At 65.4% G+C, this 22,444-nt stretch carries 22 protein-coding genes; 8 read left to right on the top strand and 14 right to left on the bottom strand.

The genetic code is table 11. The annotated features are described in order from the left end of the window. Positions 1–16 precede the first annotated feature (16 nt). Both AC57BR_RS12130 and AC57BR_RS12125 read right to left on the bottom strand, forming a co-directional pair. Positions 17–1,429, bottom strand: a complete 1,413-nt coding sequence (locus tag AC57BR_RS12130; RefSeq protein WP_496360826.1) for an aldehyde dehydrogenase family protein — start codon at positions 1,427–1,429, stop codon at positions 17–19. Then, entirely contained in the window at positions 1,422–2,474 is a 1,053-nt protein-coding gene (locus AC57BR_RS12125) for a homoserine dehydrogenase (protein WP_496360824.1), read from the bottom strand. The genes AC57BR_RS12130 and AC57BR_RS12125 overlap by 8 nt, the downstream gene beginning before the upstream one ends. Before the next feature lie 296 nt (positions 2,475–2,770). Here AC57BR_RS12125 and AC57BR_RS12120 point away from each other — a divergent pair, with 296 nt between their 5' ends. Both AC57BR_RS12120 and AC57BR_RS12115 read left to right on the top strand, forming a co-directional pair. Continuing rightward, the gene (locus tag AC57BR_RS12120; protein WP_496360822.1) at positions 2,771–4,210 is read left to right on the top strand and encodes an amino acid permease; all 1,440 of its coding nucleotides are present in this window, start codon (positions 2,771–2,773) and stop codon (positions 4,208–4,210) included. A 125-nt stretch (positions 4,211–4,335) separates the two neighbouring features. Then, the gene (locus AC57BR_RS12115) at positions 4,336–5,136 is read left to right on the top strand and encodes an IclR family transcriptional regulator (protein ID WP_496360820.1); all 801 of its coding nucleotides are present in this window, start codon (positions 4,336–4,338) and stop codon (positions 5,134–5,136) included. On the opposite strand, the gene AC57BR_RS12110 is transcribed toward AC57BR_RS12115, so the two are convergent. Genes AC57BR_RS12110 through AC57BR_RS12100 form a run of 3 tightly spaced genes read right to left on the bottom strand, consistent with a single transcriptional unit; the run spans position 5,133 to position 7,176 of the window. Next, entirely contained in the window at positions 5,133–5,909 is a 777-nt protein-coding gene (locus AC57BR_RS12110; protein ID WP_496360818.1) for an IclR family transcriptional regulator, read from the bottom strand. The genes AC57BR_RS12115 and AC57BR_RS12110 overlap by 4 nt on opposite strands. Before the next feature lie 32 nt (positions 5,910–5,941). Then, positions 5,942–6,694, bottom strand: coding sequence for a cyclase family protein (locus AC57BR_RS12105; protein WP_496360816.1), 753 nt, complete (start codon positions 6,692–6,694; stop codon positions 5,942–5,944). Next, entirely contained in the window at positions 6,691–7,176 is a 486-nt protein-coding gene (locus AC57BR_RS12100; protein ID WP_496360878.1) for a hypothetical protein, read from the bottom strand. Before AC57BR_RS12100 ends, AC57BR_RS12105 begins: the two co-directional genes overlap by 4 nt. Before the next feature lie 142 nt (positions 7,177–7,318). Between AC57BR_RS12100 and mmuM the strand changes: the two genes are divergently transcribed. Next, a complete protein-coding gene (gene mmuM, locus AC57BR_RS12095) occupies positions 7,319–8,278 on the top strand; it encodes a homocysteine S-methyltransferase (RefSeq protein ID WP_496360814.1) in 960 nt (319 codons plus the stop codon). Between the two features lie 30 nt (positions 8,279–8,308). Here mmuM and AC57BR_RS12090 read toward each other — a convergent pair whose 3' ends face one another. Beyond that, positions 8,309–9,202: a potassium channel family protein gene (locus AC57BR_RS12090; RefSeq protein WP_496360812.1), complete on the bottom strand. Its 894-nt coding sequence runs from the start codon at positions 9,200–9,202 to the stop codon at positions 8,309–8,311. A 315-nt stretch (positions 9,203–9,517) separates the two neighbouring features. On the opposite strand from AC57BR_RS12090, the gene AC57BR_RS12085 reads away from it, so the two are divergent. Together AC57BR_RS12085 and AC57BR_RS12080 are read left to right on the top strand one after the other, a co-directional pair. Next, complete coding sequence (locus AC57BR_RS12085) at positions 9,518–10,135, top strand: DUF1326 domain-containing protein (protein ID WP_496360810.1); 618 nt, start codon at positions 9,518–9,520, stop codon at positions 10,133–10,135. Further along, positions 10,113–10,910 carry a DUF2182 domain-containing protein gene (locus tag AC57BR_RS12080; RefSeq protein WP_496360808.1) on the top strand — a complete coding sequence of 266 codons (798 nt, stop codon included), beginning with the start codon at positions 10,113–10,115 and terminating at the stop codon, positions 10,908–10,910. The genes AC57BR_RS12085 and AC57BR_RS12080 overlap by 23 nt, the downstream gene beginning before the upstream one ends. 39 nt (positions 10,911–10,949) lie before the next feature. Here the strand turns inward: AC57BR_RS12080 and AC57BR_RS12075 are convergent, their stop codons facing one another. Next, complete coding sequence (locus AC57BR_RS12075; protein WP_496360806.1) at positions 10,950–13,814, bottom strand: FAD-binding and (Fe-S)-binding domain-containing protein; 2,865 nt, start codon at positions 13,812–13,814, stop codon at positions 10,950–10,952. Next, entirely contained in the window at positions 13,814–15,529 is a 1,716-nt protein-coding gene (locus tag AC57BR_RS12070; protein WP_496360804.1) for an L-lactate permease, read from the bottom strand. The genes AC57BR_RS12075 and AC57BR_RS12070 overlap by 1 nt, the downstream gene beginning before the upstream one ends. Positions 15,530–15,689: 160 nt before the next feature. Here AC57BR_RS12070 and AC57BR_RS12065 point away from each other — a divergent pair, with 160 nt between their 5' ends. Then, positions 15,690–16,376, top strand: a complete 687-nt coding sequence (locus tag AC57BR_RS12065) for a GntR family transcriptional regulator (protein WP_496360802.1) — start codon at positions 15,690–15,692, stop codon at positions 16,374–16,376. A gap of 18 nt (positions 16,377–16,394) precedes the next feature. Here the strand turns inward: AC57BR_RS12065 and AC57BR_RS12060 are convergent, their stop codons facing one another. After that, the gene (locus tag AC57BR_RS12060) at positions 16,395–17,519 is read right to left on the bottom strand and encodes a hypothetical protein (RefSeq protein WP_496360800.1); all 1,125 of its coding nucleotides are present in this window, start codon (positions 17,517–17,519) and stop codon (positions 16,395–16,397) included. Positions 17,520–17,531: 12 nt separating this feature from the next. Then, the gene (locus AC57BR_RS12055) at positions 17,532–18,575 is read right to left on the bottom strand and encodes a GmrSD restriction endonuclease domain-containing protein (protein ID WP_496360798.1); all 1,044 of its coding nucleotides are present in this window, start codon (positions 18,573–18,575) and stop codon (positions 17,532–17,534) included. 312 nt (positions 18,576–18,887) lie between these two features. On the opposite strand from AC57BR_RS12055, the gene AC57BR_RS12050 reads away from it, so the two are divergent. After that, the gene (locus AC57BR_RS12050; protein WP_496360796.1) at positions 18,888–19,208 is read left to right on the top strand and encodes a GYD domain-containing protein; all 321 of its coding nucleotides are present in this window, start codon (positions 18,888–18,890) and stop codon (positions 19,206–19,208) included. Positions 19,209–19,225: 17 nt separating this feature from the next. On the opposite strand, the gene AC57BR_RS12045 is transcribed toward AC57BR_RS12050, so the two are convergent. Further along, positions 19,226–20,164 carry an SLAC1 family transporter gene (locus AC57BR_RS12045; RefSeq protein ID WP_496360794.1) on the bottom strand — a complete coding sequence of 313 codons (939 nt, stop codon included), beginning with the start codon at positions 20,162–20,164 and terminating at the stop codon, positions 19,226–19,228. A 163-nt stretch (positions 20,165–20,327) separates the two neighbouring features. On the opposite strand from AC57BR_RS12045, the gene AC57BR_RS12040 reads away from it, so the two are divergent. Then, entirely contained in the window at positions 20,328–20,897 is a 570-nt protein-coding gene (locus AC57BR_RS12040; protein ID WP_496360792.1) for a TetR/AcrR family transcriptional regulator, read from the top strand. 22 nt (positions 20,898–20,919) lie between these two features. Here the strand turns inward: AC57BR_RS12040 and AC57BR_RS12035 are convergent, their stop codons facing one another. The 3 genes from AC57BR_RS12035 to AC57BR_RS12025 all read right to left on the bottom strand — a co-directional run bounded on the left by AC57BR_RS12035 (position 20,920) and on the right by AC57BR_RS12025 (position 22,407). Continuing rightward, a complete protein-coding gene (locus AC57BR_RS12035) occupies positions 20,920–21,315 on the bottom strand; it encodes a DUF1801 domain-containing protein (RefSeq protein ID WP_496360790.1) in 396 nt (131 codons plus the stop codon). A 4-nt stretch (positions 21,316–21,319) separates the two neighbouring features. Continuing rightward, positions 21,320–21,817, bottom strand: coding sequence for a DinB family protein (locus tag AC57BR_RS12030; RefSeq protein WP_496360788.1), 498 nt, complete (start codon positions 21,815–21,817; stop codon positions 21,320–21,322). A 119-nt stretch (positions 21,818–21,936) separates the two neighbouring features. Then, positions 21,937–22,407 (bottom strand): DUF4383 domain-containing protein, encoded by a 471-nt coding sequence (locus AC57BR_RS12025; protein ID WP_496360786.1) that lies wholly within the window; start codon positions 22,405–22,407, stop codon positions 21,937–21,939. Positions 22,408–22,444: the final 37 nt, after the last annotated feature.

Raw genomic sequence — 22,444 nt, 5'->3', positions numbered from 1 at the left:
GCCCCCTCCAGTTCTATCAGTTCCTGATGCAGATGACCTTTGGCTGGGTCATCTCCTCATACGCGAAATGGACGCCCTCCCTGCCCATGCTCCCGTACTTGGCCCCGCCGAACGGCATGCCGTCGAAGCGGTAATCAGAGGAGTCGTTGATCATGACGCCGCCTGCTTCGAGCTGTTGGGCTGCGTCCATGGCCCTGGCCAGGGAGTCGGTGAAGATGCCCGCATGAAGACTGAACTCGATGGCGTTGGCGACTTCGATAGCCTCTTCGAACGTGCTGAACTGGCGGAACATGACCACGGGCCCGAAAACCTCCTGCTTCCACAGCCGGCTGTCCGTCGGGACCGCTTCCAGGACGGTCGGGTGAAGCACATTGCCGTCCGTGACATTGCCTGAAAGAAGGACAGCGCCGGCGCCGAGGGCCTCGTCCAGCTTGGTTTGCAGCTCATGCAGCGCAGCCGGGCTGATCATGGGCCCGACGTCCGTCCGTTCATCTAAAGGATCTCCAACAACCAACCTGGCCGCCGCCTCCAGGAAGCGCCGGCGGAACGCGCCGTACACCGGGGCGGCGATGAGAATCCGTTGCACCCCCACGCAGTTCTGGCCGGCGGCCCAAAATGCTCCGGAGACGCAGGATTCCACTGCATTTTCGATGTCGGCGTCGTCCAGGACGATCACGGGGGCGTTTCCGCCGAGATCCATGGACAGCTTCTTCAAGCCGGCCGTGCGGGCGATGCTTTCGCCCGTGGAGAACCCCCCGGTGAAGGAGACCATTCGTACGTCCCGCGACCTGATGATTGTTTCGGCCACTTCCCGGCCGCCGTGGACAACCGTGAGGGCCTCCGGCGGGAGCCCCGAGCTCACGAGGGCGTCCGCGAGCCGCTGGGCTGACAGCGGCGTCAGCGCAGAGGGTTTGAGAATCACGGCGTTTCCTCCGGCGATTGCCGGGCCGACCTTGTGCGCCACCAAATTGAGGGGGTCGTTGAACGGGGTGATCGCGGCGATGATGCCCAGTGGTTCGCGCGAGTACCACCCGGTGCGGTCCTCTGAGCCTTCATAGGAGTCGAAGGGGATGACGTCGCCTGCGTTCCGGCGCGCTTCGGCAGCGGACAGGCGGAGCGTGTTGACCGCGCGCAGCACTTCCTTCCGTGCCTGGCGGATCGTTTTCCCGGCCTCGGACACTATCGTTAGTGCGAACTCCTCGCTGCGCTGCTCGATCTCCGTTGCGGCACCGTCCAGGATCTTCCCGCGTGCGGCGCGGGACAGGGCCCGTGCCTTCCGGGCGCCGACGCGGGCGGTTTCGATCACGGACTTGGCGGCGGTGGCTTCGGTCAGCGCAACCGCGCCGACCACCCTGCCGTCGTAGGGGCTCGTCACGTCACGGAACTGTGGCAGCGCGGTTTCTGTCGAACACAGCGTGGATTCAGGCATCTGCGGATACCTCCGTCCTGGCTGCGTGCATCGCGATGATGTCAGAGAGCAGCGCATAGGCGGTCTCCACGCGCCCGGCCCCCGGTCCGGAGACGGTTACAGCGCCCAGAAGATCGGTCTCGAAGGACACGGCATTGGTCGCGCCGGAAACCCCGGCCAGCCCATGATCAAGGGGGAGCGCTACTGGGGATACGCCTGCAGTTACGGACCCGTCCGGATTCCGCCGTGCCGCGCCGACGAGCTTCCAGCGGCGCCCCGCGCGGGCTGCCTTCCGAATATCTTCCGGCGTCACGGTCGAAATCCCCTGCCGGTGAACGTCCTTGAGCTCTATCCCGGCGTCCAGCAGTTCGTTGGCGAGGATGAGAACCTTGAGCTGAACGTCGTGGCCTTCGATGTCGGCTGCGGGGTTTGCTTCGGCGTAGCCGAGTTCCTGCGCCTCCCTGATGGCCGCGTCGAAGTCCAGGCCGGCTTCCATCCGCCCGAGCACATAGTTACTGGTGCCGTTGAGAATGCCTTCGAAGCCGTTCAGTTTCAGCCCGGCGAACATCTTCCTGGCAAGGCGGATGACGGGGGTGCCGCTCATGACGGCGCCCTCGAACTCGAAGTGCACGCCGTTCTGTTCGGCCAGGGCAGCCAGTTCGGTGCCTCGGAGGGCAACGGGGCCCTTGTTCGTGGTGCAGACGCTCTTGCCGGATTCGAGTGCCCACCGCACGTGCGAAACTGCCGGCTCGCCGTCTTCGGGGTTCGTGAAGGTGGCCTCGCAGACAATGTCCGCTGTGCAGTTGCGGATCACGGATTCGTTGTTGGTGTCGGCGGATCCGCCGTACGCTGCAAAGGTTGCATTGCCGCCGCCCAGTTTGAGGGCAACGGAGAGGTCCACGCCTTCGGCCTGGACCAGGGATCCGAGCCGCAGGTCGGTGATGGCCACGACCCGCAGGCCGAAGCCCAGTTCGGAACGAAGCCTTTCACCACGGGTAGCGATCAGTTCGGCCAGTGTCCTGTTGACGCCGCCGAAGCCGATCAGCGCAATGTCGTAGGTGGTCATGGTGCTCCTTCAGTCAGTTACATCGGTCCTTCAATGCTGGCCGCATTCCATGTCCGTCAGCGCATGTGATTGTGACCGAAAAGCAGGGCGAACTGACCATCCGCCTGCCGATTCGTCATGTGCGCAGGACGTAACCTGCGTTCAACATAGACATGTGGAGATGTTTTTAATGATCAAATTCGCCTTTTCGTGTTACTTTCATCACTGTCGCTACTGCGCAGCTCGAGTCGGCTTGACCCACGCCGGGCCACGTGCGCATCCTCCGCATCAGACCCGCCACTCACCTGGGAGAAACCATGGAACCGTCATCACCTGTCCAGCTGGAACCTCAGCCCACCGTTCCGCCGTCGACCGATTCGGGCCTCCGGCGGTCCATGGGGGCACGGCACCTGGTCATGATCGCCATGGGTGGGGTGATCGGCTCCGGGCTTTTCCTGAGCTCGGGGTACACCATTTCCCAGGCCGGGCCGCTCGGGGCAGTCATCGCATATCTCATTGGCGCCTTTGTTGTGTACCTCGTGATGGCCTGCCTCGGTGAACTGGCCATCGCTTATCCCGTGTCAGGGGCCTTCCATATCTACGCGGCGAGGTCGATCGGGCCGGCCACCGGGTTCACCACCGCCTGGCTCTACTGGCTCTGCTGGGCGGTGGCCATCGGATCGGAGTTCACGGCTTCCGGTCTCCTGATGCAGCGCTGGTTCCCGGGTGTTGACGTCTGGGTCTGGTGCCTTATCTTCGCCTCGGTCCTCTTCGGCCTCAATGCGGTTTCCTCGAAATTCTTCGGCGAATCCGAGTTCTGGTTTGCCATCGTCAAGGTCGGCGCCATCGTGGTTCTCATCGTTTTCGGCGGCGCGGCGCTGTTCGGCTTCCACCCGCTCAGCGAGGCGGCCAACCACGCCACCATGTTTGAAAACTTCAACACTTCCGGCGGCCTCTTCCCCAACGGCTTCACCGGTGTCCTGGTCACTGCGCTTGCTGTCTTCTACGCCTTCTCCGGTTCAGAGCTCATCGGTGTGGCGGCGGGCGAAACCGCTGACCCGGCCACCAGCATCCCCAAAGCGATGCGCAGCACCGTCATCCGTCTGCTGATCTTCTTCGTCGGGGCAATCGCTGTCATCGCCGCCACCATCCCCTTCGAGCAGGTCGGGCTCGATGAAAGCCCGTTCGTGACGGTCTTCTCATCCATCGGCATTCCCTATGCCGCCGACATCATGAACTTCGTCATCATCACCGCACTCCTTTCAGCCGGTAACAGCGGCCTCTTCTCCTGCGCACGGATGCTCTACTCCCTTGCCGACGAGGGGCATGCGCCCCGGGCGCTGAAGAAGCTGACCCGACGCGGTATCCCCATGACTGCACTCTCCGTCAGCATGCTCGGTGGCCTGGCATCCCTCATCAGCAGCGTCGTTGCGCCTGAAACTGTATATCTGGCTCTCGTATCGGTGGCAGGTTTCGCCGTCGTCGGGGTCTGGATGTCCATCACCGCCTCGCATTTCTTCCACAGGAGATCCTTCGTCAAAAACGGTGGTGATGTCTCTGCGCTTCCCTACAGGGCCCCGTTGTTCCCGCTGGTGCCGATCCTGGCCTTCTCGCTCTGCCTCATCTCGCTCATCGGCATCGCCTTTGACCCGAACCAGGTAGCAGCGCTCTATTTCGGATTCAGTTTCGTTGGCGCCTGCTACGCCTTCTTCTACTTCAAGTACGGACGCAAGCCGCGCGCAAACCAGCCCTCCTGACGCCGTCACCACCTATCGTCCACGTAGCCTGGTGGCGGGAGACTTTCGTCCCCCGCCACCAGGCTCGGCGTTCTGTGGGGGCGTGTGAGAATAGGCGTAGTTATCAGGCGGAAGGAGCACGGAGCATGGATTCTTCCTCGGAAGCGTCATCCATGGCCCAAGGCCTTCGGATAGTTCGGCTGGTGGCGGACCGGGAGAAGCGGGGAAGGCGGCTACTCGGCGTTTCCCAGATCGCATCCGAGCTGGAGATGGACCAAAGCCGTGTCTCCCGGTTGACTCAGGAATTGTGCGAGCTGGGACTGCTGGAACGCGTCGAACGCGGGCCATTCCGGACCGGTCCACGATTTTTCAGCCTGGCTGCCGCTTTGAATACCGGCTGGGTCCGCGAATCAAGAACCGAACTTGAGGCTTTGGTGTCCTCGTTCGGCCTTAGATCCAGACTTTCCGTCCGGGAGGGCTTCCGCGTCATTCTCCTGCGGACTTCCAGCAATGACGCGGTTCCCGGCAGCTTCGTGAAACCCGGCATGGTGACACCCGTGTGGTGCACCGGGTCCGGCCGGGCCCTGCTGTGGGACGAGGAGCAGCCAGCCGTTGAGGCCCTCCTCACGGACGTCAACTTCATTGGCGTAGGCGGCCCGGGGGCGGCCCATTCGCCTCAGGAAGTCGTCGAATTGATGGACCGGGACCGGGCGCGGGGCTTCATTGTCGCGGAGGAAGAGTTCGAGCATGGAGTCTACGAACTGGCGGTTCCGGTCCGCGCCGCCGACGGTTCCGTTCTTGCAGCGCTCAGCGTCCTGGGCAGCCGGGCCGAGATCACGTCCGGTGCAGATGGCGTTGCCAAGGCCCTGTGGGAAGCAGCCCAACGGCTGGGGTCGTGCCAGGGCGGCACGCGGAACAGCGCTGGCCGGAAGGGTCTTGCCAGCTAAGGCATGTTCTGCGGCGGGGCCTGGCCCAGCTTGGACTCAAGCCACCCTCCCCAGGACACGAGGGCCGTGGCGCAGGCCTCCAGCTTCGGCTGCAGGCGGGTCTTGGCGCCGACGACCTGCAGCGCTGCCACCACGTCGCCCTTGAAGTCCCGAATCGGAACGGCCAGGGAATACAGCCCGGGTTCGGCTTCCTCGTCGACGATGGAGTATCCCCGTGCCCGGGCCGCGCATAGCCGGGACAGGAAGTCCTCCGCGTCAAGGGGTGTATTGGGGCCATGACGCATGAAAGCGACACCGGCGAAAAGGGTCCGGACCTCGTCGTCGGAGGCTTCCCACAGCAGTGCCTGGCCGGCATCGCTGCAGTAGGCCGGATAGGGCCGGCCCAGCCATGAACCGATCATGTTGCTGCTTGCCGGAACATGCTCACCGATGGTGACGGTGCTGTCTCCGCTCAGAATTCCAAGGAAGCATCCTTCATCAGTTTCACGAGCCAAGCCTGCCAGCGCGGTGGCGCCGTCGGTCTGCAACCGTTGTTCGGACAACAGCTGCGCGTCCGTCAGGAGCGACCAGTCGACGGTGTAGGTCCGGTGGTCTTTGCGGACCAGGAACCCCTCCTGCTGGGCCGTCCGCAGGCTGCGCGCTACCTGGCTGCGGTCCTTGCCCATGTCGGTTGCTATATCAGCGACCGTTCCGCCTGGCAGGCCTTCTGCGTTGCGGGAGCCCACCGCTAGGACAGCCATAATTCCCCGGCCCATGCTGGATGTCTTAGACATAGGTCCGATTCTAGTCACTGGAGGAACGCCTCCTAGTGGACGGCGAAGACCCGGGCGGGAAAACCGCTGCCCTGCAGTGGCTTGGGCCAGGTGGCAATGAGGGCAGCGCCCGCTTCCGGAAGTCCGTCCAGGTTCGCCATCAGCTCGATCTGCCACCGGTTCTGCGCCAGGACGTAGGTCTCCAGTGCGAAATCCTGGCGGGATGTGGCCAGCCCCGGGTCGGTGTCCGTCTGCTCATGGCCGACGGCGGTAACCGACCGCTCCTCAATCAGGAAGGAGAGGACTTCCTGCGACCAGCCAGGTGTGTGGCTGACACCGTGATCGTCCCTGTTTGCCATGGCGGCAGCGTCAGGCCAACGGTCACTCCAGCCTGTCCGCAATGCCACAAAGGCCCCGCGTGGGATGGCACCATTGCGGTGTTCCCAGGCCTGGACGTCCTCCAGCTGGGGAGTGGCGTCCGCATCAGCGGTGACGCGCTCGGTGATGTCCAGGACGGCCAGCGGAAGGACCATCTCCTCCACGGGAATCTGGTCCAGGGTCCTTCCTCCTGAGATGAAATGCGAGGGAGGATCAACGTGTGTTCCCCATTGTCCGATGATCGAGTAGCGGTGAGCGGTGAAACCGTCACCTTTCTCCAGATCGAAGACGGGCTCCCTGATTTCGTCGGGGAATGCCGGGAAGTGTGGCTGGCCGGGGTGGAAGGCGTGCGTCAGGTCAGTGAATGATCTGCCGGCCAACAGCGTCTGCAGGCCGTCCCAGAGGGCGGTTGTGGTGACTGGAGTCATGACGTGGCCTGGCTTTCAACCAACGCAGGAAGGGCAGTGTTGGAAACGCCGATTGGCCCTGTCAGCTCAATGACGGGTACCTCCCAGGGGTGGATATCCACGATGTGCTGCAGGAAGCGTTCCACGGCGTCGTCGTCAAGCGCGGCATCGAAATACGTCGTCAAGACCAGGGTCGGCGAAATTGTCCGCTGACCAACCTGCCCCAACGTGGGATTGGCGCCTTCAGCGCAGGTGAACCCCTCGAAACCCAAACCGGATTCGAAGACATGCCGGTAGTTGCCAAAGTCCCCGAGGTCAGGGGATTCCGCGACAGCGTCGAGCAGGGCCGCAATGCCCGCTTCGTCTCTGAATGCTTCGGCGTCGCCGCTGGCGAGCCGCGAGAAGGTTTCCGAAGCTACGGGCCAATGCACACGCAGCTTGCGTACTGCTTTCATTTCAATCTTCAAGGGAAGCCTCCTGATCGGTTCGTAACGTGTTTGCATGCCATCGTGGCACGGTGTGATGATCATTACAAGCATTGAAAAATGCTTATTATGAACAGATGCGTCGTCCATAACGCGTGTATCCGGTGCCTCGTGCCGGACGCCGGACAGGCATGGATGAACGAACAGCTCGGAGCCAACGATGCCCAGTAACACCAAGCTCTCCCGCATGCTTGATGCCGGAGCGAACCTGACAGTGGATGGCGCACTTGCCACCGAGCTGGAAGCGCACGGCTGCGATCTGGACGATCCCTTATGGTCGGCTAAAGTCCTCCTGGAACAGCCGCAGCTCGTCAAGCGTGTGCACCGCGATTACTTCCGCGCCGGGGCCGCGGTCGCGATCACGGCGAGCTATCAGGCAACACCTCAGGGATTTGCGCGGCGCGGCATTGGCGAAGAAAAGGCCCTGGAACTGGTGGCATTGAGTGTGCGCCTGGCCGACGAGGCTCGCAGCGAACACCTGGCCGAAAACCCGGGTGCAGGCCCCCTGCTGATTGCAGGATCGGTCGGTCCGTACGGCGCGTACCTGGCCGATGGGTCGGAATACCGGGGAGACTACTTCCTCAGCCGAAACGAGTTCCTGGAGTTCCACCGGCCGCGAATTGCCGCGCTGGTGGACGCCGGAGCGGACTTCCTCGCCTGTGAGACGCTGCCGTCCTTGCCGGAAGCCGAGGCCCTGGTGGCACTCATGAAAGAGTTCGACGTCGAAGGCTGGCTCTCCTTCACGCTACGGGACGGAGGGCACATCAGCGATGGCACGCCGCTTGTTCAGGTGGCAAAGCTCAGCAGGGCGCAGCCGTCCGTTGTGGCCATTGGCGTGAACTGCGTGCCGCTGGAGCTGGTTGCCCCAGCCCTGGGCACCCTGGGCAAAGCCACGGACACGCCGCTGATCGCGTATCCAAATTCCGGCGAAAGCTATGACGCCGTCAGTAAAACATGGCGGCCGGCCACGCCCATTGCGGGACCGGGACGTAAGCATGCCGCAAGCCTTGCGGAAGGAACCGCCATCTGGCGTGAACTTGGTGCCCGGCTCATTGGCGGGTGCTGCCGAACCACCCCGGAGGATATAGCCGCCGTGGCCAGGCGGACAGAAAATCCCTAACGGCCGGACTCAATGCTTAGCGCCCAGGAACTAATCAGTGCCCGTCCCGCTGGGCCGGCGATGCCTGTGGTGCGTGGAATAGTGCTCGAACACCTCGGACGACGTTGTCCCGGCATGCCCGAATCTGCCACGGAGAACCCCAGCGAGATCCTCCAAGGCCGCCTCCAGCATCCGCCCGGCAAACTGGAGATCGGGGTGATCGCTGGCCTTGGCTTTCGCCGCGAGTTCCTGTGCGTATTTGACCGTAGCCGGCAGGGAGCCCCTCTGCTCGACTTCCTGGAAATAGTACGTTTCGTGGAAGGCCAGCAAATCTATGCTGACGGAGGCCACGCTGCCGGCCAGCGACTCGAGCAGCCCGGCGGCATGGCTGGGACCCATCGAGAACGGGTCGCCAGGACTTGCCGCCTCCCTGAACAGGTTCAGTTGATGGGCAAGGGCACGGCGGCGGTTCAGGGCTGGGTACATCTGCAGGATCCAGGAGACCGTGGCCGTCAGCAGACCGAAACCTGTGAGCGCCTGGGAGGCGGAGACCAGCCTCAGCAGAGGGTGGCCTGCCACCACTTCCCCGAACCCTACGGTGGAAAGAGTGACCATGGAAATGTAGACCGCTTCGAGGAAATCTGCCTGCCGGGGGACCCTGTCACCGTAGATGAAACTTTCCGGCAGGTGCGGCAGGTAGAGCAGCGCCCAGCCCAAGATGGCCATGGCGGCCCAGGCGCCGATGACAGCGGCCATGGCCACGGGAGCCGCGATCGAAGAGGCCCCTCTCCTGGACAGCCTGGAGAGACGCCAGCATCCGTGCATTATTGTCCTGCACACCGGTCCGGAACCGTGCGGGTAAAGCAGTGTGTGGAAGACGTCGACGAGCATCAGCAGAATCAGCCCGGCCCCCATCACAGTCCACAACACGTCCCAGAAGTCCATGCCTCATCTTAGGATCAGGGCCGTCCCGGCGTGCCCGCCGCCCATCTAGGCAAGCAGTTTGGCCACGAGCTCCCCGCGGCTCCCCATACCCACCTTCTCGAACAGTGCCTTGGAGATGGTCGCTGTGGCGCTCTGACAGCGCGTTCTGAACAGGTGGACCGCCGGCCGTTACGGACGAAGCAACAGCTTATTGACACGCATGCGGCCCTGAGTATTCTCAGCGTTATCAGGACCCTTTCGCCCTGTTTCCCAGTAGTTTCGGCGCGCGACCTCGCCGCTTCCGCCTGGCAACGGCGCCACCAAGGAGAGTCCTCAATGTCATGGGAAATGTCCGGAACGTATGTTGCGAACTGCAACTGCCAGCTGATTTGTCCGTGCCCGGTGGACAGCCCGCCCACGGGGCCCAACGGGGAATGTCGGGGCTCGGCGGTCTTCCATATCGCCAGCGGCCGGCTCGATGATACCGATCTCGCGGGCGTCGACTTCGCCTTCTGCAACCTGTTCCCCTCGAACCTGACCTCGGGCAACTGGAAGGTCGGCATCGTCCTCGACGACGGCATCTCCGAGGGCCAGGCCTCGGCCTTGGAGCGCATCCTCCACGGTGACGAGGGCGGCCCGTTCGCCGACTTCGCCGCCCTCTACGGCGAGTGGCTCGGCGTCGAGCGCGGGAGCGTCAGCTTCTCCGACGGGGATACGCCGTCGGCTTCGGTCACAGGGCACCTCAACCTGGCTTTCGAACCCCTTCCCGGCCCCGGCGGGGGAGCCACCACGGTGAAGAATGCCATGTTCGGCTTCGCGCCGGAGTTCAGGGTCGGCAAAGGCGCGGGCGGTTCGGACCTGTTCGGCCTCGACTACCAGGCGGTCTACGGCGAGACGGCGGACTTCACCTTCGCCAGCGAGATGGCCGAAGGTGGACCGAAAGGCCGGGCCTGAGTCCTGGCAGCACACTCTGCGCGCCATCGACGCGCGCGAGGCCGGGCTGATTGCCGTCCTGCTCATCCTCGCGGCGGCGGGCTGGGTGTTCACCGCCGGGCGGATGAGCGGGATGGACATGGGAGGCTGGACGGACCCGGGGCCGCTGGACTTCTTCGTCACCACCTGGGTGGTGATGCTGGCCGCCATGATGTTTCCCTCGGTGGCACCCATGGTGACGGCCTACGCCAAGATCAGCCGCCGCCGTCGGGAAACCGGGCGCTACGCCCCGCGGGGATCAACCACGCTGTTCGTGGCCGGGTACCTGGTTTCGTGGACGGCGTTCGGGCTGGTGGCGTACGCCCTCTACGAGGCGGCAGCACAGCTGGTTCCCGCTGCTTTCGCCGCAGACGCCGGCGGCCGTTATGCCGCAGCCGGGGTGATCCTGGCAGCCGCGGTATACCAACTGACGCCGGCGAAGAACGTCTGCCTCACCAAGTGCCGCACGCCCCTGGACTTCATCCTGCACCGCATGCGGACTGGGTACGGCGGCGCGCTGCGGATGGGAATGGAGCACGGCGCCTGGTGTGTCGGCTGCTGCTGGGCGCTCATGGTGGCGCTGTTTGCGCTGGGCGTGATGAGCGTCGGATGGATGGCGCTGGTGGGCGCGTTCATTGCCGTGGAGAAGATGCTGCCCTGGAAGCGGCTGGCCAACCGCTCGGTCTCGGCGGCGCTGGTGCTGATCGCAGTGGGAATCGTGCTGGTGCCCGGGGCGGCGCCAGGCATGACGATGTGACCCCTCAATACCCCCGGATCGCCCAGCCGAACTGGCGCATCAGCTCCGCGTCATCTCCTCCAGCAGTTCCAGCACGTGACGGTAGTCCTTGCCGGTGGCCCGGGTCATGCCCAGTTCGCAGGTGCGGTTGCAGGACGCGTGTGCTGAGGCACCCATCTCGGCCACCTCGCTGCCCTGCTTTTGGGTGGCGGAGGCGGTGAGCTCGGGATGGAGCATGCCGCGGTCCCCGGCGAAAGCGCAGCAGCCCCAGTTCTCCGGTACCTCCACCTTCTCGGCCACGGCCTGGGCAACGGCAGTCAGCGAACTGTTGATGCCCATGCGGGTGGAGGAGCAGGTGGGGTGCAGCGCCAGGGAATCCAGCTTCTCGTGGTCCGGCAGCTTGGGCAGGATGTGCTCGGCGGCGAAGTCCACGGCATCCACGATCCGCATCTCGCGCTGCCCGGGCAGCGGAGTGTCGGATTCCACCGCCTGCCGCAACCCTTCGGTGCACGAGGACGCGTCGCAGATGATGGGGAGTTCCCCGTCGCGGGTGGCCTGCCGCAGCGCCGCCAGCGTTTTCTCCCGCATGGTGGCCTGGCCGGCGGCCATGCCCTTGGAGGACCAGGGCGTGCCGCAGCACAGCCCGTCGATGCCGTCCGGCACCAGCAGCGTCACCCCGGCCCGCTCGCAGAGTTGCTCAAAGCTGTACTGGACGCCGCGGTCCGCCGCCCCGGCCCCGCCGTCGGAACCTGCGGCACTAGAACCGGGGCCGCCAGAACCCGCCGGGCCGAACATCGTCCCCACGCACGCCGGGAAGTAGACAGCGTCCGGTGCGCCATCCGGCGTCGGCCGCTTCCGCGCGGAACCGCCGCCGGGAAGTTCCGCCGAGTACAGCGGAAGGGTGTCCGTCCCGAGGACTGCGCGGGCTGCCTTGTTGGGCGGAACCACCGCCGCGGCGGGAAGCTTGTTCACCACGGTGAGAGCCAGCGACGCCCCGCGCGTGACTCCGCCCCAATGCTTCGCGGCGGCGTTCCACACGCCGTTTTCCACCGGACCGGCCTCGGACCGCCGGATCCGCTTCACCAGCAGGCCCGTGTTGATCTCCACGGGACAGGCCGTCTGGCACATGCCGTCCACCGCGCAGGTCTGCACAGATTCGTAGTCGTAGTCCTTCTCGAGCTGCCGCACCAGCGAGGAGTCTCCCGCCAGGCGGGCCTGCTCGATGGCCCGGAGCGTGACTATGCGCTGCCGCGGTGTCAGGGTCAGGTCCTTGCTGGGGCACACCGGCTCGCAGTATCCGCACGAGACGCAGCGGTCCACCTCCTCGGCCACCGGCGGCGCCGTCTTGATGTGCCGCAGGTGCGCCTGGGGGTCGTCGTCCATCAGGACGCCGGGGTTGAGCATCCCCGACGGGTCGAACAGCTCCTTGATCCGGCGCATCACCGCGTACAGCTCGTCGCCGTACTGCCGCCGCACATAGGGCGCCATGACCCGGCCGGTGCCGTGTTCGGCCTTGAGCGAGCCGCCTTCACCCAGGACCAGGTCCACCATGTCCTCAGTGAACGAGCTGTAGCGGTCCAGTTCCTGCGGGGTGGTGAAGCCGTCGGTGAGCATGAAGTGGACGTTGCCGTCCTTCGCGTGGCCGAAGATGACGCTGTTGGCGTAGCTGTATTTGTCGAACAGCCCGATCAGTTCCCGGCACGTGCGGCCCAGCACGGGAACCGGAACCACGATGTCCTCCAGCAGGGCCGTGGTTCCCTGCGGACGGGCTCCGGCCACCGAGGCGTACAGGCCCTTGCGCAGGTGCCACAGTTGGGCCCGGGCGGAGGCGTCGCCGGTGAACTGCGCGGGGGCGGCCAAACCAAGGTCAGTGAGCATTCCCTCGCCGCGCTGCTGCAGCGCAGCCAGCTCGTCCGGCCGTTCGGCCGAGTACTCCACCAGCAGTGCGGCGTGGTCCCGGACCGCCAGGTCCTGTACGACGGCGGGAGTCCCCTTGAGCGTCTGGCCAACCTTGAGCGACAGGGCATCCATGAGCTCCACCGTCGCGGCCCCGGACTCCACCAGGGTGGGCAGTGCCTCGTTGGCTCTCTGCAGGTCGGGAAACACCAGCAACCCGGTGGCCGCGTGGGTCAGTCGCGGAATCGTCCGGAAGACGGCCTCCGCCACGAAGCCGAGCGTGCCCTCACTGCCGACAATCAGGTGGGCCATCATCTCCACCGGGCTGTCATAGTCCAGCAGGGAGTTCAGGCCATAGCCCATGGTGTTCTTCATGGCGAACTGCTGCCGGATCCTGCCCACCGAATCGCTGTTGCCGCGCACCCGACGGGCCAGCTCCGCCAGCCCCGCGTACAGCTCCGGTTCCAGCGTTCGCAGTTTGTGGTCCGCGTCCGGCGCGCCCGTGTCGATCACGGTGCCGGAGGGCAGCACCACGGTCAGGGATTCGAGCGTGCGGTACGCATTGTCCACCGTGCCGCAGTTCATGCCCGAGGAGTTGTTCGCCACCACGCCGCCCACGGTGCAGGCCGACTCGCTGGCGGGATCCGGCCCGAACTTGCGCCCGTAGGGCGCCAGCCGGGCATTCAGCGCACGCACCGTGACGCCGGGCTGGACGCGGACCCGGGCACCGCCGTTGAGCACCTCAACGTTCCGGAAGTTGCGGCGCACGTCCACCATGACGCCGTCGGACACGGCCTGTCCGCTGAGGCTGGTGCCGCCGGAGCGGAACGTCAGCGGAACGCCCTGGGCGGCGCTGGCGCGGAGCAGGCGGCCCACCTCGTCCGCGTTCCCGGCCACCACCACAGCCTGCGGGATGAGCAGGAAATGGGAGGCATCGTGCGCGTTGGCGTGCAGGTCGATGGGCCGGGTTTTCACCTGGGCGGGATCGGCCACGGCCTCACGGAGACCGGCAAGTTGCAGTGTTGTCATCAGGGAACCATCCAGCCAAGTACGGGGGTGGACTGCAGGAGGATCAGGATGGTGATGAGGGCCAGCAGCCCAACGCTCCATCCGATCAGTTTACGGAACAGGGTCCCTTCGGAGCCGTCCAGCCCCACGGCGGCAGAGGCCACCGCGAGGTTCTGCAGTGAGAGCATCTTGCCCATGACCCCGGCGGAGGAGTTGGACGCCGCCATCAGGACCGGGGACAGCCCGGTCTGCTGGGCGGCGGTGGCCTGCATCTGGCCGAACAGGGAGTTAGACGAGGTGTCGGAACCGGTCAGGGCCACTCCGATCCAGCCGATCAGCGGGGAGAGCACGGCGAAGAATCCGCCGGCGGAGGCCAGGGCGAAGCCCAGGGTGGTGGTCTGGCCGGACAGGTTCATCACGAAGGACAGGGCAAGGACGGAGGTCACGGTGACGATGGTCCAGCGGAGTTGAACGAGCGTCTCCCGGTAGATCCGCCAAGCATGGCTGGCCGTGATCTTGTAGAGGCCCATGGTGATCAGGCCGGAGAACAGCAGCAGGGTGCCGGTGGCCTTGAGGTGGTCGAGCTTGAACTTGGTCGCCGCCACCGGTTTGCCGGCGGAGTCGGCGACGTCCAGACCCGGCCAGTGGAACGTCACGGTGCCCACCTGGTTCAGCCAGGCCTTGATGGCCGGGATCTGGGCAATGGAGAACACCGTGATGATGATCAGGTAGGGGGCGATGGCCATCCAGATCTGGCGCGGTTCCGGGCGGGTGGCGTCCGTTGGTATGGCTGGGTCGGCAGCCGAGCCGGAAGCGGAACGGCGGGAAGCCGCCGTCGTTCCTGTCGTGGATCCAACAGCGGCCCGGGAGACGTTCGCCTCGACGGGTACGGATGTCACGCCGCCGGCCATGCCGATGGTTTCACTCGGCTTCCAGAACCGCAGCATAACCAGAACCGCGGCCACAGTGACGACGGCGGCAACCACGTCCGTCAGTTCCACAGCGAGGTAGTTGGAGGTGACGAACTGGGAGACGGCGAAGGCAAGGCCCGCCACCAGTGCAACGGGCCAGGCCTGCTTCAGGCCGCGGCGCCCGTCCACGATGAACACCAGCAGGAGCGGCACGAGCAGCGCGATGAAGGGGGTCTGCCGTCCGGCCATCGAGGACAAATCGTGGAGGGGCAGGCCGGTGACGCCGTTGAGCGCGATGATCGGGGCCGCCATGGCGCCGAAGGCCACGGGTGCCGTGTTGGCCAGCAGTGAGACGACCGCGGATTTCAGCGGTTTCATCCCGGCGGCCATCAGCATGGCCGCGGAAATTGCCACCGGGGCGCCGAAGCCGGCCAGGGATTCCAGCAGGGCACCGAAGCAGAAGGCGATCAGGATCGAGAGGATGCGGAGGTCGTCGGAGATGGAGCGGATGGTGCGGCCCAGGGCCTCGAACCATGGGGTGGCGACGGTGAGTTTGTAGATCCAGAGGGCGTTAACCAGGATCCAGAGAATCGGGAAGAGACCGTAGAAGATGCCGGCGGCGGTGGCACTGAGGGCCTGGCCAAGCGGCATTTGCCAGCCCACGATGGCCAGGATCAGCGAGACGGCGAGGCTGGCGATGGCGGCCTTGGGTGCCTTGACCCGGAAGACGCCCAGAAGAACAAAGAGCAGGACGAGCGGTAATGCGGCGCAAAGGGCCGAAAGGACTAGCGACCCGCCGATGGGGTCAAGGATCTGCTGAAACATGAGATCTCTCCAGGATGTGTGAGGCGTCACAGCTTCGTGGCGCCTTTTGATTGTCTAACAAGTACACAAGTCGGTCAAGACTACTTGGCGGCTTGTCTGGCAAAATGAAGGAAGCCAGCCCCTCAAGCGACGTGTAGAAGACGTGGAGAAGCGGAGAGCCGTGAGCCGTGTTTCAGCTGTATCGATCGTCGAGGCGATCGCCTCGGACATCAGAGCCCGGGTCTTTTCGGGTGAGCTCCCGGCGCTGCATGCGCTGACCGAGACCGAAGTCGCGTCCTCGTACGACGTTGCCCGGCCCACAGCCAAGGCCGCGATTGAGAAGCTCGTGGCGGAAGGGCTGCTGGTCAGGGGAGTGCACAAAACCGCCCGGGTGGCCGACCTCGGCCCGGAGTCCGTGCGCGACATCTACCTTGCCCGGGCTTACCTGGAGAGCGAGGTGCTCCGGCGGCTGGCATCCAACCGGACCGTGCCCGAGGAGGCCGTGCGGGCCAACAAGGACATCGCTGCCCTGAAGACGGGCGCGCCCCTTGACGTGGTGGAACCGGACATGCGGTTCCACACCAGCCTGGTGGACGCCCTGGGCAACCAGCGCATCAGCAAGATGTACCTGTCGCTGGTGGGGGAGGTCCGGCTCTGCATGTCCCGCGTGCAGTCACTGCACCTGCTGGACACCACCCTCATCCAGGCGGAGCACCAGAAGCTCCTCGAACTGATCGGGGAGGGCAAGGGCGACGACGCCGCGCAGCTCCTGGACGTACACCTCGGACGGGCCCGGGAACGGCTGGTCGCCACGATGGGCGGCGAGGCGGGCCCGGAGGCGGAGCTGCCGTCGAAGCTGACAGGGTAGGCGGGGCGGCGCTCGTTGTCAGGGACTTCCAACGGCGGGACTTCCGCCGACGGCGTCCGGCGCCGGACCCCAGGAGCTGAGGAGGGCGAGGCCCGCGGCCACCGCCGCGCTGAGCACCACCGCGCCCAGCCAGAGCGAGACCGGCCAGCGTATCGCGTCCGTCACGGCGAACGCTACGAGCTGGCCCGTCCACAGCAGCGCCGCGATTCCTGCCGTGACCGCCGGCAGCCCCCTGCTCAGCCAGGTGTCCGGAACCCGGGTCAGCAGCAGGTCGACGACGACGGCGGCCACCGTTGTCCCCGCGGCTCCGGCGACCGAGATTGGGCGCAGGCCGATCATCACCATGGGCAGCCAGGCCGCCGCCGCCACCAGCAGGGTGACGATCCCGCGGGCGGGGCGCCGGGTGGCGGAGAGCGTGAACAGGAACGGCGCGATAATCAGCGCGGTGGTCAGCAGGTAGCTCGCCAGGGTGATGACCACCGGCAGCTCCGACTGGATGCGGCCGGGCGTGCCCACCGGCGCCGGGACGAAGACGGCCGTTGGCCCCGGCCGGACGAACGCGGAAACGTAGATGAGGAAGAACGCCCCCAGCCCCGTCATGAGGACGACGGCGAAAATCACCGCCGGGGTCCACGCAAAGTTTCCGGCGTGGCCGGCTGCGGCGTGGCCGGCTGAGTAGTGGCCGGCGCCGCGGTAGTCGGCTGCGCGAGCGCTGCGGACTGCGGTGCCCAGGATAAGGAATTGGCTGAAGCCGAGCAGCAGGTGGGTGGGGCTGACCAGGGCATCCAGCGAGACTTCAATGCCCAGGATCTCGTGCCACAGCAGGTCGAGTCCGCCGGCGACGGCGAACAGGACCACGCCAACGGCAGTCCCGCGGTAACCCTGGGGAATTGTCTTCAGCAGCGGTTGCCCGGGTGCCCGGTTGCGCCAGATCACGACGGCGGTCCACGCCGCCGTCGCCAGCATGCCGGAGTAGAGAGCCGCGTGCCATGGGGTGAAGAACGTCTCCAGGCTGGGCAGGTTGATGTGAGCCCAGCCGTCGAGGAAGACGGCCAGCAGCAGCCACAGGCCGAGGAGTTCGGTGACCAGGTCGCGGGCACTTGGGCTGAGGCCGCCACGCGCCTTGCGCTTTAGTGTCGTCATTGTCAGCGGGCGTTAGCGTCCGGACACCGGAACCGGTGCCGCTGAGCCTGGAGCTGCGACCATCGCCACGGTGATACCGCTGGCAATCCTGCCGGCAGCCAACGAGATCACCTCCGCCGGGCCGCCCGGCAGGTCGCTGTACCACTGGTCGGAGGTTCCGCTGGTACCGCCGAGGAATTTGACGGTGTAGTCGCCGGGCGGCAAGCCTGTCAGTTCGTAGAATCCCTCGGGCCGCACCCGGGTTTCCCGCACCACCTTGTGGTTTGCGTCAAATGCCTGCACGCTGATGAGGCTGTAAAGCGTGCCGGACGGCGCCCCGATGCCGCCGATGATCGATGCGGGGCCCATTCCGGGGGTAAGGCCGGGCGGCGGAACGTAGACGGGCTTGTCGCGGCAGTTGTTTGTGTCCATTTCGTCGAGCTGGGTCATGAGTGCCGCGTACTCGGCAGGATCGACGCTCAGGTTCCAGCGGGTCTTCACCCACACCCATTCGGCGGCGTAGTTGCAGTGGGCTCCGGAGTATGGCGGCCACCAGTGGGCCGGGTCCGACGATCCCCGCTCCGCGTTGGTAGCGGCGGTCAGGACCCGCAAAGATATGCTGTTGGACAGGTCATTGGCGAAGTCGCGGCGCTGCTTCGCTGTCCATGCCCACGCTCCGGAGTACCAGGCCTCTTCCAGCGGGACCATGTGGGCAACATCCACCTCGGCCGGGTCCGCCAAAACGGTGACATCCCAGACGGACACCCACTGCGGATAGAGCACGGTGCAGGGCGAACCGAGCGTATGCTCGCTGGCGCCGTCGATTATTACCCTTTCGCGGGTGGTGCAGCCGTCGGGTCCGACTATGGGGTATTCGAAGGCGGACTCATCGAATTCGGGACCTCCGGGCGCCTGCCGAACCAGGGTGTTCAGCAGCGCCTTGCCTGTGGCCTCTCCTTCGAAGGGGTACCGGTTCGGCGAGGCCGCGCTTTGACTGTCGGCCGTGGCCGGTAACTGCCCGGCGGGATTGGATGCCCCGCTGCCGCAGAGGGCCAGAAGGCCAGCTGCCACCAACATGGTGCAGTGCTTCACAGCTCGCTTCATCGCAGTGCCCGACCTTTTGCACGTCATGGTTGTGCCCGGATCCTACTCCGCCACAGCAGGCTGCGACAGCCCTTAATTATGGATGAATGGCACGGATTCCGCGGAGTTGATACGGCCCTCAATTCCAGCCGTCGGCGGACTTTCTGCGGGCCGTTGTCAGCGCATGGAAGTGGGCCTACGCTGTGCGCACGGCCCCATTCGGGGACCGTTCCAGGACCTGCCGGAAGGGTGCCGGGCGCGCCCGCGGTTGCCTGTGTCCTGGACATCGCGGAACAGGAAAAGACCATGACCAAGTATTTGTTTGAAGCCAATTATGTGGGCGAGGGAATTAAGGGGCTTATGCGGGAAGGCGGTACGGCGCGGCGTGCCGCGCTGACCGACGCCCTCAATTCCGTGGGCGGCTCACTCGAGAGTTTCTATTACGCCTTCGGGGACACGGACGTCCTGGGTGTCTTTGATGTCCCGGACCAGGCCGGTGCCGCAGCCCTGTCGCTGATGATCAATTCGACGGGCAACGTAAACGTGCGTCTGAAGCCCCTCATGACGCCGGAAGAGATCGACGAAGCGGCCAAGAAGACGCCGTCGTACCGGGCCCCGGGTCAGTAGGGCCGCGGCGTCCCGCGTTACGCGACCCTTTGCCGCCTTGCCTCCCGGGCCGTGGCGAAGAGCAGGAGGACTGACTTCACCGCGATCAGCACGACGAGAAGCGTGACGGCGGCGAGTACTCCAACGGTGATGGCCTGCCAGCCAAGCGGCTGGAGTAGGCGCAACCAAGTGATCGCAAGTGCGGCGACGCTCGCCGCGGGGAAGGTGAAGGACCAGAATCCGAGCGAGAACGGCAGTGCCCGGTAGCGCGGCAGCAGCATCACCTGAATCAGCACCATGAACACCGTCATCGCCGTCAGCCCCTCGAACACATGATCGGGCCGGCCGCCGGAGATCGTGAGCCACGCCGCTGACCCGACGGCCGGGGGAGCGACCAGGATCGCGAGGGTCGGCACGAGGGGTGCCGGCATGGTCGGACGGAGTGCGAGCCGGAGGAAGAAGAACACGGAGATCACCAGCCAGAAGACGATGCCCACCGCGAAGCTTCCAACGGCCAGCCAGTCGAGTCCCGTCTGTGCGGCGGCGAGTGCACCGATGAGGCCGGCTGCGCTGATGGGCAGGAAGTAGCCGCCGTGAACGGATTCAAGCGGCAGTTCGCCGCGCATCCAGAAGCTCAGAATCCATGCGGCGAACGCTGCTGCGGCGGCCATGGAGATCAGTGTCAGCACGGTTCCGGCAAGCGGGACCGTGCGGTGTAGGCCTGCTCCGAGCAGCATCGCGGCGAGGGGCAGCAGCGCCGCAAGCGGGCCCTGGGCCAAGTGCGTGAGCTGATGGGAGAACGGTTGATCTGTGCGGGTGCCGCGGTGCACGTGCACCACGACGGTCCAGATCCAGGCGACCGCAGCGACCAGCCAGAACGCCTGCCCCAGCTCGAACGGGAGGCCCAGCGCGGAAGCCGCCACGGACCAGACTTGGGCCAGGCCGGCCAGGCCCAGGGGGATAGCGAGTGTGTTCAACGGGACACGGGTGCGCCCCGGTGTTGGAGCGGCGGCAGGCGCCAGGAACATTTGAGCGGACAATGAAATCCCTTTTCTGACAAGGGGGCACGAAGGCCCCTACGATGTGCTCGGGCGGGTTTTTGACCTTGAAGTACAATATCACGGGGGTTAGGCTTTTCCCATGGGTAGACCGATGCAGTTCGAGGCCGCCGAGGCCGTCGACAGGGCGATGGACCTGTTCTGGCGCCGGGGGTACGCCGGCACCACGCCGCAGGAGTTGGCCAGCGAGCTGGGAATCGGCAAAGGCAGCCTCTACAACACTTTTGAGAGCAAGCACGCGCTGTTCATGCGTGCCCTGGGGCGCTACAGCGAGACGCGGCTCGAGTACCTGAGGGACATGTTCTCGGCGCCCGGGCCTGTTCGGCCGCGGCTCAAAGAGGCCATGGCCGTCCTTGCCGGCGTGGGCGAGCACCGGCGGGGCTGCGTCATGGTCAATGCTGCCGCGGAGCTGGGCACCGCCGACGATGAAGTGAACCGCATCGCGGACCACCTCTTCACCCAGATCGAAGCCGTGTTTCGGCAAGCCATCGCGCAGGGGCAGGAGTCTGGAGAGTTCGGCCTGGATCAGGCTGCAGACACTGCCGCCAGCGAACTGCTGGCCTCCGTGATCGGGCTGAGCGTGCTCGTCAAGGCAGGCGGGGCACCCGAGAGGTTCCGCGCCGTCATCGACGGCGTCGTCGACGGACTGTGACGTCCAGCAGGCTCGCGAGTGCCTACTGGTTTCCTTTGATCTTCCGCCAGCCACCGGCCCGGTTGGTGGCGATGATCGTCCTGAACATTTCGCCGAGTGCCGGCACGTTCACGGACTCGCCCTCGCGGAAGGCGACGGTGCGGGCTGTCTTATTGTTGTGACCAGCGGTGATTATGTGTTCAGGATCCGGGACGAGGCCCCCGTCGTACAGGAAAACGTTGACGTGGTCCTTCGCAGCGAGCAGGGCGCAGATGTTGCCGTCCAGGACGAAGTACGGCTGGACGGTCCGCTTGATGGTTTCCTCGACGGCGGGATCGGCGGCGTGCACCAGGTCCCGCACGTGCCGGCAGACTTCTTGCTGCCACGCGGGGAGAGCGTCAATGTACTGGTCGACGCGAGGGTCTTTTCTGTAGTCCATGCCGTCAGCCATGGAGGATCTGCTCGCGCAGGATGTCCGCATGCCCGCAGTGCTGGGCGAGTTCCCTCAGCATGTGAAGGTACACCCAGCGCAGCGGGAGCGGGCCCCGCCGGTTGCCGTTGACCACGTCGTCGAGGCCCAGCGCTGCCGCCGCCTGGCGCGATGCCTCGCAGGCGTCACGGTGGGCTTCCTGGATGCCGGCCACCGTGTCGTGGTCCTCGAGGATGAATGACTCGTCAGGCGTGGCCGGGATGCCGATGTCTGCGCGGGAACGGCAGGTGATGGCTTCATCGAACCAGACCTTTTCAACGAACGTCACGTGCTTGACCAGGCCCAGCAGCGTCGTCCGGGAGGGCACCAAAGAACGGCGTGCCTGCTCCTCCGTCAGGCCGTCGAGGCAGGCATTGAGCACGCGGCGGTGCTCATCAAGGAAGGCGTCGAACTGCGCCCGCGCCGGCTGGTTGATGACGTCCTCGGCGAAGGTGGCGGGAAGGGAAGGCATGCACGCAGTATGCCAAGGGCGCGGCGCATGAGCAATGACGGACGTAGACCGTCCCCACAGCAGATTTCCTGCACGGGGGACGGCCGCCGTCGTAGGTTTCCCACGAAGCGTGGGGCGCGCTATGTGGCGCTTCCCCTCGTCTTCGCCATCGCATCCCGGCCTAGCCAGAGGCCCAAACCGATCATGGCGACGCCGAGGACCAGGTGCAGCCAGTTGTCGGCAGTATTGAACGGGACAAAGTTGGCGCCCCCGTCCATGTCAATGAGCAGGCCGTAGATCCACAGAACCACGTAGACGATGCCGCCGCCAAGCAAGAACCAGCGGGCCATCGGGTCTGTGCGGGCCATAGCAATGCCGGCCGCGCCGAACAGCAAATGGACGATGTTGTGCAGTACGGACACCTGGAAGACGCCAAGCAGCATGGCCCCGGAATCATGTCCGGCAAACGTCATGGCGCCGTAATTGGTGGTGATTCCCGGGATGAACCCGAGGACTCCAACCAGCAGGAAAACCGCACCAAGACCCAATGCGGTGTTGTGAAGGGACAACCCCATAGCGTGGTGGTGTGCGGGGTGTGAAGCGGTTGTCATTAGTCTCCCTTTCACGCTAATTGCCGGCTCTTCAGGT

The sequence above is a fragment of the Arthrobacter sp. BGA-UO-ETr-C19 genome, assembly GCF_059568005.1.
The sequence above is the reverse complement of the archived record's forward strand: the minus strand, read 5'-3'. Positions and strand labels throughout refer to the sequence as shown.